Here is a 10533-nt window from a genome sequence, read left to right as displayed (position 1 = left end):
AGAATTGTGATGGTTGATATACATGAGATATTAGAGACAGTAATAGCAAGTCCACAAGGTTGCACTATTGCTACCATCCTTCGGGTAGCCGGTTCATCATACCGGAAAGAAGGTTCAATGATGGTATTTGGAGAAGATGGGAAAAAGGTTGGAATGCTCAGCGCGGGGTGTATCGAGGAAGAACTTTATCTTTATACTAAAGATTTAATTAATGAAAAATGGAGCATACATGAATTCGATATGAGGGAAGAAAATGATTTATCATGGGGAGTAGGGTGTAATGGAATTATTTATATATTACTAGAAAAAGTGAATTATATATATCAAGAGTATTTACGAAAAGTAAGAGGATATACAGAAAAAGGGCTACGTGTCTGGATGATAAAAGATTTATTAAAATCGAAGACTCTTTTTTTTAGCGAAGAAGGACATGAATTTGGAGATTGGGAAGGAGAAATTCCAGCACTTTCTGAATTAAAAAATGGTTGGTATGAACATCTATATGTCTATTGCTTTGAACCACGACCAAAATTGTTTGTAATTGGTGCAGGAGAAGATGCCAAGCCACTTGTCTCCTTAGCAAAAAAAACAGGATTTTTTGTTACTATTTGTGATTGGAGAGAGGAATTATGCACACCGCTACGGTTTCCAGAAGCGGATAGGCATGTTGTCGGTTTTCCAAAAAAGATTCTATCCAGGATATCTATAAAGAAACAGGATTTTATAATGATAATGACACATCATTTCAAACGGGATCAAGAACTACTTAGTCTATTGCAGAACCATCCTTGTCGTTACCTAGGTATTTTAGGGTCCCGATATCGTACCATACGTTTGCTAGGAGGACTGGATAAACCTAAATGGATTTTCTCTCCTGCTGGTTTATCCATTGGATCCGAGGGACCAATGGAAATTGCTATAAGCATTCTGGCAGAAATGATACAAATAATGAGGATGAAGAACGATGAAAATAGTAGGGGTATATCTAGCAGCTGGAAAGAGTAGAAGAACAGGTCCGGGGTTACATAAGCTGTACCTTCCAACTGGAAATACATTACTTGGGAATAAAGCATTACATACATCACTTTCTTCCAATTTGAGTGATGTTATAGTAGTTTCAAATCAACCGTCTTGGTTGTTACATTATACACAAGTTGAAAGGGTTCATATTCTCTCTTGTGAAAAATCGTGTCTGGGTCAATCTTACTCTCTCCATTGTGGTTTAGAAAAGGCAGAAAGTATGAATGCTGATGGAGTAGTAGTAATGCTTGCAGATCAACCCTTTATTACAGTTAAGCTTTTAAATTCATTAATAGATAGTTATGAGCACCTCCCACAGCTTGATTATGTAGCTGCTAGCTTTCAAGGTATACCACAGCCACCAATTTTATTTTCAAAGGGGATTTTTCCGAGTTTAAAAAAACTAAAAGGAGATCAAGGTGCGCGCTCCATTTTCTACGACAAGTCTTTTCAAGGTAAGATTACTGTATATAGCGATGCTAAATTATTTTATGATGTGGATACAATAGAGGATTATAATGTAATTAAAAATGCGTTATTGTAAAGGATATTTATATATTTAATTTCGTGTCTATACAATTTAATTATCATTCAAAAATCACAAATTTAATTGGTTCGTCTAAAAATACGTTATTCTTCCTATAGAATCATAGGAAAGGATGGTGTTTTTGTATGTCTATTTCTGTATCTGATGAATTACAACTATTTGCTCAAGAAATTCAAAGCTTCTTATCTCCGAATTTCTTACGAGATCTTGCTAGAGATAAGAGGTTTTGTACAACGAACCGGTAGTATCTCAGTCAAACTACAAATGTTCTGAAAATATCGTATATGAAATTTTCTTTATTTACACTTGCGTACTTATTTGAGTACGGTGCTGAATTTATTTTACTTGTATGCGACAATTATCCCAATAATGAGCAATTCACAGTTGTACATCTAATAAAGAAAGAATAATGTTTGTTTCAAGTGACATCTTGATTACCTCTTTCTTTTTAGTGTTATTATGCACATAAATTATCGCATGCTCCTGAAGCTGATATGAAGTAAAGGTAATTTTCCTATGAAGTTTTTATGTCTCCACATAAACTCCAAATAGCAAGGTTATAATGACTACCAAAGAAAAGCTCTCTTTGTAGAAAAATTTCACCGTATTTTTTGTACAAAAACCTCATATATTTAAGCATAATTTATTGGGAGGTTGATTATGAGCATGTATTTAAAAATACAAGAAAGTGCGAAGCGTATAAATGAATTAACTAACCATCAAAAGAAACTAGAACGCGAAAAAAATATATTAAAAAGTGAGTTTTATAGATTGTTGAAAGAAAATAAAAAATACAAAGATACTCCCGAAGAGATAAGAACATTGGATAATTAATCTCAATTTAAAGTTTCATTTAAATTTTAGTCAACTGCAGAAGTATGAAAATAGTTTAACTTCAGTACTTGGTTAGCTATAAGTATTTTGATACTATATTTATTCGTAAATTTGACACAGCCTTTTATGATATATACATGCTATACTTAATTGCATAGTAAATAAATTGTATCCCAGTACATTACTTACTATTACTAGTACCTGAAAAACCTTAATATGATACGGTAAAAGGCCTCTTTTCAACGAGAAAAGAGGCCTTTTTTCATTAATATTTAGTTAAGTATATGCTATGAATTAAAAAGGAAACTTTATATTAATTTACATTTCTTTCATAGAGTTAAGATAAGGATCATATATTATAACAACATGTTACATTGAAAGGGTGAATATATGATTTCATCGTATTCGGTAAGTTATATTTTAGTCACGGGTAATACTGCTATAAAAAAGGTAGCTAAAGTTCATGCATCCTCAGAAGTTTTTGCTGTTAATAAGATTAAAAGAGAATTAGAACGTAGGTTTTCACAGCCAACAAAAATTGAAGTTTTTCCAGTTTAATAAAACGGTATAAAAAGAGGAATCACTCTTTGTTTTCTTATTAATTAATTTGTAATTATTATGGATTAAACCTCATATTTTTTAATTAAATTTCCAACTATATTTAAAAAGAGTTCTTTTATTTTATTTCCATGAAGCTAACATTTTGATTATCAGTTTACCTATAAATTAGCCGTAGGTTAATTATTAACCCATAAACTTTGCCAGGAATTTTAATAAGAAGCATAAAGGGAACTAGAATTAAGGTGTTTTATGCTAATAAAATTAGAATATCAATAAAACCTTAACTGAAAGATAGCGCCAACAATAACCAAATTTCTTTCGCTAATCCTATAAATAAAAAGTCGATTTCCTGTACGTTAAGAAATCGACTTTTTAGTGAGTAACTTAATTTCTTTATTAGACACGAGCTTGGTTAAAGTAAATTCAGAATATCTTTTGGTTTATTTAATACAAAATCAGCTTTTTCAAAACCTTCTCGCCTGAAATTGATTTTACATAATCTTAGCTTGATAGCGATGTGGCGATCCCCCTATATAAAGTGCTTCACGACGTTACGTTTGAAAAATTCATATTTGATTACCAAAGACACTAAATGCTTAAATAGGTCTACGTCCACTCGCTAATAAAAATACATAGAGTTACATCAATTTGTTAAATAAAGTTAGTACCCTTATTTAGAAAACTCTTCAATACTTTCGTAAGCAAATAATACCCTTTTACTTTTTGCCACTCAAAATCATTGCATTTCCTAATACTTTTTTATTTAATAAAAGCTTTGGTAATTTCATTTCTTCAGCAAGCTTGTAGCTATTCAATTTAGATATATCGAGTTTCTCTAGGTTATTTAAGAACTCTTCTGTATCCCCAAATATTTTTTCATCCATAAATAAATCTAAAAAGATAAATTCGCCACCAGGTTTTAATACCCTTAAAGTCTCTTTAATTACTTCTATTTTATTTTTCGTATCTTTTACTTCATGAAATGTTAGGCAACTTACAACTATATCAAATTCATCATCCTGCAAAGGGAGCTCGGCGGCACTTGCTTTTAGAAAATCAATTCTACCAGACACACCTTCTATTTCAGCATTCTGTTGGCATTGATCCCGTGAGTATTCCCAATTCTTTCCCCAATAATCAATTCCAGTTAAAAAGGATTTAGGAAAAGCCATTGCAAGCTTAATAATCAATGACCCACTACCTGTTCCTATATCTAATATTTTTCCTTCTCCATCCCAATTTACTTTTTTAACAATTAAATCATGTATTTTTGATTGGTAATCCTCTCCGAATGCTGCGAATTGGTAAGTAGAATAAGAAAGTATAAATGTTATATAAATAAAAGGTATCGCTATAACCCCTGATAGGATTCGCAGATAGAAAGTAATAGGCAATAATGTTATTAATAGAAGAATTATTGAGCTTATCAAAAATACAATCAGTTTTTTCATTCGAATCCATGTTTGATATCTAGTTTTATTTCCCAATAGCACCATTCCTTTTTATTTTTCACATATGGACTTATTCGTTATAAGATACTTTTATCAATCCTTACGTATAAGGTTATTTTTTAACTATTAACAAATAATTGGTTATAGGTTTTAAGTCATGCTAAAGCCACTTTAATTCATTTTCATAGCTCCATATGTTGTCCGGACTTGAGATATGCTGAATTTTGTATATTTTTATAGCATTTAATATTATAAATAATATCATCATAATTTAGATTATCCGAAAACTCAACCCAAAAAGAAATTTGTAAATTAGCCCTATATTGTAAAAAAATCTAAGAATCTTGGTACTAGAATTACCTATTTACACAATGGCTGAGTGAATATATATGGAATTGGCTGGTTTCTATTATAAATATATACTTTATTATATAGATAAATACAAGTAGATTAGGGAGTTACTAGAAATATGAAAGAGATAGAAATTATAAAATCACCAGAAAAAATAACCATTACATGGCAAAGCGCAACAATAAGTATTCCATTAGAAGATATAATTGAGATTAATAATAATAATACGTGTAAGAATACTAACAAAGCAGTGGAAATCGGCAATAAGTTTATGCATTCAGAAACTATCTTTATTAGAACAAAAAAATTGGATTATATATTATATACAACTAATAAATTAACGCTTCTAAATAAAATCGCATTCTAACTTATGCTAAGTTAGAATGCGATTTTTTCTAAGTATTTTATAATAGTACCTGCTAAGATTTCTGAAAATATTACATATTTATAGGAAACCTTGGCGAAGAACTAATGAATGATCATGAGAAAAAGCAAAAATAAATAGACGGTAAATCGATTTTAATTGTATAAAAAATACACAACTATAAATAACGATATTTAACTCATTTAATGTTAAATTATAGAGGAACAATTTAAAATTCATCTTCTAAAATTAAATTACCGGCATCATTATCTTTCGTCAATCGCTGATTTAGGTAATTTTCTTTTGTAGTTCTATCATTTTTATGACCTACTGCAGCTGCAATAACATGAGGTGGTAATTTCTTGTAATCATATAAGTACTGCACATAAAAATGTCTAAAGAAGTGGGGAGTAATTCCAATATTTACTGTAAAGGATAGCTGGGTATCTTTAATGATTTTAGAAATATATTGTGACAAATAATTCTCTCTATAAGGAGTATGGTTTTTAGTTTGAAATACTGTTCCACCATTTCTATTCCCAATGTCTATAGGTAATCTTCGCCGAATTCGGAATGCTACAATTCGATTGAAAATCTCCTTATTAATAGAAACAATCCGTTCATTATCCCCCTTTGTATCAACCTTTAAATAGTATCGTCCTCGTATGGCATCATACTCAAGATCTTCCCACTTTGCATGTGCTACTTCTCCAACACGTAACCCTGTAGTAGCTAGAACTGACAATAAAGCGTAATTGATTTCATTATCCTTGTAGTAATGAAGTAACTGTTTTACTTCCTCATATGATAACTCACGTTTAGGTTTATGTTGTTTATTTACAGTTGTACTTAGTATTTCAACATGTAGAGGATCCTGAATATATTGGATTTCATATAGCCATTTCAAATATGAACGAATAACTCCAAGCTTTCTACTAATTGTAGATGGCTTGTATTTATCTTTTGACTGATAGGAGATTGCCTCTTGAGATAACCATTTTTGATAATTACGGATATGTCGTTTTCTAAGGTTTCTCCATACTTGACCAAATTTATAATCTTTTACATCTTTCTGTAGAAATTCCTCACTTTGTTTAATAAAGAAATAAAACTGACTCAAATCACGTGCATATAGGATTCTTGATGCATCCTTGATTCGTTTTCCTTGGTCAAAATGTGTTTGTCGATTCAAGTAGTAGTACAGTATTTCTTCATCTGAAAAACCTTCATAGGTATATGAATCTTCTCTTTCGTTATTCTCCTTTTTTACTTCCGCTTCATTTATATAATCAGGGTTCCATAATGCAATTAGATTTGTGAAATTTTGTTTTTGTTTCTCTATGCTATTTAAAGAAGTCTCACTATGAACAATATTTAATTCAAATTTCAATGTTATTCAACTCCTTATAAATTCCTTTTATATTAAATATTATACCGTAAGCAATTATAAATTAAATTACATATTAAAATTAAATTTTATGAAGTAGTAAGTATATAGTAACTATAGAAAATCTCCCATTTTCTATGGTTATTATTAAATTTAAAAAATACTATTTTGCTAATATATTTTAATCTTTAGTGAAATTGAATTTTAAAATAAAATTAAATTAAACATCATTATAATTTATAATCTAATCTACATAACGTTGTATGTTATAATTTATTTAAAATGTAAATACTATAAATTTTAATTTACATAATATTATTATGTAAATTACGAGGTGTGAGGAGGAATTAGAATGATTAGCGCATATGAAATGACTATGACTACAAATGAAGTAAAAGATTATTTAGATATAAGTCACTTTATTTTTAATAATTTAATGAAGCAAGGAAAGCTAACACCAATCAATAAGGATACGTGGCGTTTAGATGGTAGTTTTTTATTTAGTAGAGAAGAAGTAGAAAAAGTAAAAGAAGAACGTAAAATTGAGGGGATTACTTTATACCAAGCAAGTAAAGAGTATCATATTAGTATGAATCAGCTTGAAAAATGGATAGAAGAAGGAAAGTTAGTTTATTTTTTAATAGAACATCGTAATCGACAAACAAAATTTGTGAAGGAGGAGGATGTTCGTGAACTTGTTCAGCAAGTAGAACAAACTAATCATATATATACATTTTCGCAGAAATATAATGTAGTATTATTTCAAAAGTTTGTAAAAGGCAATACATTGGCACGTGTTATTTCTATTCCAAAACGTGGTGATATTATAGTTCTTGATGAATTTGGAACTAATATGACACTTAGTGAGGCATTAAAAGCAGGATATGAGTCCGCTTATAAACTGTCGGATAAACCTAGAAGTCATCATCAAAGGTTTGTTAAGTTTCGTTTTCCTAAATCTGCGCAATTACGAAACAACATTTTTCACATAATCGATAATATATTACAGTACGTATCTCCAAGAAATATAAAGATTTTAGAAGAAGAGACATTTTGGTATTTTGAAATTCGTCAATCATTAATTACATTACCACCAGGAATTCAAATGGAATGGATTGAGGAGTTAACGCCTTATATAATAGAAGGGAAAATTGTTCCAAGAATGAATCATAGCGTATATTTAGATAGTAATACAGTAACGAAGTCTGTCATACTTACAAGTAAGGAATACAAATACTTAAAAGAAATTACAAATGAAACAAATAGCTCTATTGAAGAATTTATAGCTATTGCTATTAGAGACAAGATTAATCAGCACTTACTTAAGTGAAATCGAATTTTTTAATGAATTAAAGCTAAATCCAGGTATTTTCTCTTTTACTTTTATTAAAATGCTTTAGGTGAAAAGGAATAAATGCCAAACGTTCCTATTACTAAAATAATAGTGGGGATATAAAATCTGAATGTCTAGTTTGTATATCTTAAATACTTCCTATAAAGTCTGTTATCAGACTTTCGGAAGTATAGAGAAAAAATACAAAAATAGTTGTATGAATAATGTAGCGACAAATTCTCTCTATATGTATTATGTAAAAATATCTATTGTGTATGTGAAATAAATTTATATGTATGTTTTAATCATTAATGTTAGAAAATTACCCTATATTTTTTTGATATTATTTATATTTTTGTTTTAGTCCAAACTGCATTACGGCCTTTTGATATTAGTTTAATTAATTTTTCTTCTTGTAAACAAGCAAATGCTTTATTGATTGTGCTTGGTGAAACATCTGAAAATACCATTCGTATTGCTTCTTTTGTAAAAGGTAGTTCTTGTTTTAATATATACTCTTTAATTTTATAGCTTTTGTTCCCTTTCAGTTGGTAACTTGTAATATGTACGTCTAGTTCTTTATATGCTTCTAGAATAATATGTAATAGACATTTTAATATAAAGGATACATTGTGTTCTTGAAAATGCCAATTTGCTGAAGATTTATATAGGGCATCATAATAATCTCTCTCGTATTTTTTTATTATTTTATCTAGTGAAATATATTTCACTAGTGAATGTTTACTTTGTAATAGTAATAAAGATAGAAGTAGACGTACCATTCTTCCATTTCCAGATTCAAAAGGAAAAATACATATAAAATTAAGTACAAAATTACAAATTAAAAGTAGTGGATCAATATCTTTTTGATTTAATAAATAATTGTATTCCTCACATAAATTTTTTACTGCTTCTGGGATTTCTTTAATCGTTAAAGGACGATAGCAATAAAATGAGAAATTAAGTTGCTCATGTTCTTCAAGTAAGATGTCCTGTTTTCTCCACGTTCCACTATCCGAAGTAGCATATTTAAAAAGTTGAAAATGTATTTCTAAGATTGTGCTTGGATCAATAGTAAGTCTTTCATAGTTATTATGAATGAGTGATAGCGCATCAACGTAACAAGATATTTCATCTTCAATCATTGTTTTTGGCGACAGATCATATGTAATTAATTCTTTTAACCTTTTATTTGTTATTTTTAAGTTTTTATACATTGCGACAAAATCTTTGGTATGTTGAAGCTGAGTAGATTTTTGCAACTTTTCTAATGTACATGGAAATTCCTTCTCATAGACCTCCAATCTCCCTTGGTATTGCTTTATTTTTCCAATTAGGCTTACTACATCTAAATTTACCAATAAATTTGTGAATTTTTCGCCAAAAAACGACATATTTTTCCCCTCCTATCATATAAAACTATACAATACTTAACTGGATTTAAAGTGTTTTTTTGAATAATTTTCTAAAAAAAATTAAAAATATAGTTTTTTATGTGTGAAAATTACAATAATTAGGGTCTTTTTGCCTTATTTTGTGACAAGATTTAACATCAGATTAAATAGTTTCGTGTTAAAAAGCAGAGTTTTATATTGTGTAATTGCTTTTTATCAATAAGTGAGTCATTGCATATTGGGAAGGGGGAAGTCCTTACTAATGAAGACTATTGCTTTTTACTTACCACAATTTTATGAAATACCTGAAAACGATTTATGGTGGGGAAAGGGTTTTACAGAATGGACCAATGTAAAAAAAGCAAAACCACGTTTTCTGGGACACTATCAGCCTAGGGCTCCATTAAGGGATTATTATTACAATTTGTTAGATTTAGATGTACATAAGTGGCAGATAAATTTAGCAAAACAGTATGGTTTAGATGGTTTTTGCTATTATCACTATTGGTTCAAAGGGAAAAAATTACTAGAAAAACCAATAGAATTGAGAAATCAATGTAAGGAGATTGATTTCCCATATTGCTTATGTTGGGCAAATGAATCTTGGACAAGATCATGGGATGGAAAAGACCAAGAAGTATTAATGCGACAAGAATATGGGGATGAGTCTGATTGGAAAGAACACTTTAATTATCTTTTGCCATTCTTTAAAAACAAAAACTATTTAAATATTAAAGATAAACCGATATTTGTAATTTACCGACCAGCTTCTATACCAAACCTAAATAAAATGTTGAGTCTATGGAATGAATGGGCTCAATCTGAAGGGCTTCTGGGGATACACTTTGTAGAAATGTTAACAATTTTTGAAGATAAATCAGATTTTCTTTTTGATGCTGCTATAGAGTTTGAACCTATGTACACTTTAAAAAAACTAATAGGTAATACAACTTCACTACATCAAGAAAAAAAAGATTTTCACTTAAGTTATGATTTTGTATGGAAAAGAATATTAAACCGTCAAATTAAAGAACGTGAAAACATATATAAAGGGGCATTTGTAGATTGGGATAACTCTCCAAGGAAAAAAGAAAGCGCTTTAATTGTGAAAGGGGCTAATCCCGATAAGTTTAAGAAGTATCTTTTACAACATAGTAAGGACACTGACTTTTTATTTATTAATGCTTGGAATGAGTGGGCAGAAGGCACATACCTAGAACCAGATGAAAAGTATGGATATAAATACCTTGAAGCTTTAATGGAGATAAAGAAGAGTCACTTCTAATAAATT

General features: G+C 29.5%; 9 protein-coding genes. 6 read left to right on the top strand and 3 right to left on the bottom strand.

Annotation, left to right across the window (positions count from 1 at the left end):
• Positions 1 to 9 precede the first annotated feature (9 nt).
• The 3 genes from ACTFRY_RS25200 to ACTFRY_RS25190 all read left to right on the top strand — a co-directional run bounded on the left by ACTFRY_RS25200 (position 10) and on the right by ACTFRY_RS25190 (position 2401).
• Positions 10 to 1005: an XdhC family protein gene (locus tag ACTFRY_RS25200; protein WP_440032433.1), complete on the top strand. Its 996-nt coding sequence runs from the start codon at positions 10 to 12 to the stop codon at positions 1003 to 1005.
• Positions 965 to 1564 carry a xanthine dehydrogenase accessory protein PucB gene (pucB, locus tag ACTFRY_RS25195; protein ID WP_440032432.1) on the top strand — a complete coding sequence of 200 codons (600 nt, stop codon included), beginning with the start codon at positions 965 to 967 and terminating at the stop codon, positions 1562 to 1564. Before ACTFRY_RS25200 ends, pucB begins: the two co-directional genes overlap by 41 nt.
• 663 nt (positions 1565 to 2227) lie before the next feature.
• Entirely contained in the window at positions 2228 to 2401 is a 174-nt protein-coding gene (locus ACTFRY_RS25190; RefSeq protein WP_153601866.1) for a hypothetical protein, read from the top strand.
• Between the two features lie 1277 nt (positions 2402 to 3678).
• On the opposite strand, the gene ACTFRY_RS25185 is transcribed toward ACTFRY_RS25190, so the two are convergent.
• On the bottom strand, positions 3679 to 4458 hold the full coding sequence (locus ACTFRY_RS25185; protein WP_086391765.1) for a class I SAM-dependent methyltransferase: 780 nt from the start codon (positions 4456 to 4458) through the stop codon (positions 3679 to 3681).
• Positions 4459 to 4882: 424 nt separating this feature from the next.
• On the opposite strand from ACTFRY_RS25185, the gene ACTFRY_RS25180 reads away from it, so the two are divergent.
• Positions 4883 to 5131 (top strand): SunI/YnzG family protein, encoded by a 249-nt coding sequence (locus ACTFRY_RS25180; protein ID WP_098451022.1) that lies wholly within the window; start codon positions 4883 to 4885, stop codon positions 5129 to 5131.
• 226 nt (positions 5132 to 5357) lie between these two features.
• Here ACTFRY_RS25180 and ACTFRY_RS25175 read toward each other — a convergent pair whose 3' ends face one another.
• Positions 5358 to 6518: a tyrosine-type recombinase/integrase gene (locus ACTFRY_RS25175; protein WP_086391767.1), complete on the bottom strand. Its 1161-nt coding sequence runs from the start codon at positions 6516 to 6518 to the stop codon at positions 5358 to 5360.
• 349 nt (positions 6519 to 6867) lie between these two features.
• Here ACTFRY_RS25175 and ACTFRY_RS25170 point away from each other — a divergent pair, with 349 nt between their 5' ends.
• Positions 6868 to 7845: a hypothetical protein gene (locus ACTFRY_RS25170; protein WP_000622370.1), complete on the top strand. Its 978-nt coding sequence runs from the start codon at positions 6868 to 6870 to the stop codon at positions 7843 to 7845.
• 350 nt (positions 7846 to 8195) lie between these two features.
• Here the strand turns inward: ACTFRY_RS25170 and ACTFRY_RS25165 are convergent, their stop codons facing one another.
• On the bottom strand, positions 8196 to 9242 hold the full coding sequence (locus ACTFRY_RS25165) for a Fic family protein (protein WP_000007500.1): 1047 nt from the start codon (positions 9240 to 9242) through the stop codon (positions 8196 to 8198).
• Positions 9243 to 9504: 262 nt separating this feature from the next.
• On the opposite strand from ACTFRY_RS25165, the gene ACTFRY_RS25160 reads away from it, so the two are divergent.
• Entirely contained in the window at positions 9505 to 10527 is a 1023-nt protein-coding gene (locus ACTFRY_RS25160) for a glycosyltransferase WbsX family protein (RefSeq protein ID WP_000848168.1), read from the top strand.
• The last annotated feature ends 6 nt before the right edge of the window (positions 10528 to 10533 follow it).

The organism is Bacillus cereus group sp. MYBK195-1 (assembly GCF_051916605.1).
Classification (GTDB): Bacteria; Bacillota; Bacilli; order Bacillales; family Bacillaceae_G; genus Bacillus_A; species Bacillus_A cereus.
The sequence above is the reverse complement of the archived record's forward strand: the minus strand, read 5'-3'. Positions and strand labels throughout refer to the sequence as shown.

What these genes read in the sequence shown, in the direction of transcription:
- ACTFRY_RS25200 (WP_440032433.1), top strand. Translation starts at nt 10, where the DNA reads ATGGTTGATATACATGAGATATTAGAGACAGTAATAGCAAGTCCACAA.
- pucB (WP_440032432.1), top strand. Translation starts at nt 965, where the DNA reads ATGAAAATAGTAGGGGTATATCTAGCAGCTGGAAAGAGTAGAAGAACA.
- ACTFRY_RS25190 (WP_153601866.1), top strand. Translation starts at nt 2,228, where the DNA reads ATGAGCATGTATTTAAAAATACAAGAAAGTGCGAAGCGTATAAATGAA.
- ACTFRY_RS25185 (WP_086391765.1), bottom strand. Translation starts at nt 4,458, where the DNA reads ATGGTGCTATTGGGAAATAAAACTAGATATCAAACATGGATTCGAATG.
- ACTFRY_RS25180 (WP_098451022.1), top strand. Translation starts at nt 4,883, where the DNA reads ATGAAAGAGATAGAAATTATAAAATCACCAGAAAAAATAACCATTACA.
- ACTFRY_RS25170 (WP_000622370.1), top strand. Translation starts at nt 6,868, where the DNA reads ATGATTAGCGCATATGAAATGACTATGACTACAAATGAAGTAAAAGAT.
- ACTFRY_RS25165 (WP_000007500.1), bottom strand. Translation starts at nt 9,242, where the DNA reads ATGTCGTTTTTTGGCGAAAAATTCACAAATTTATTGGTAAATTTAGAT.
- ACTFRY_RS25160 (WP_000848168.1), top strand. Translation starts at nt 9,505, where the DNA reads ATGAAGACTATTGCTTTTTACTTACCACAATTTTATGAAATACCTGAA.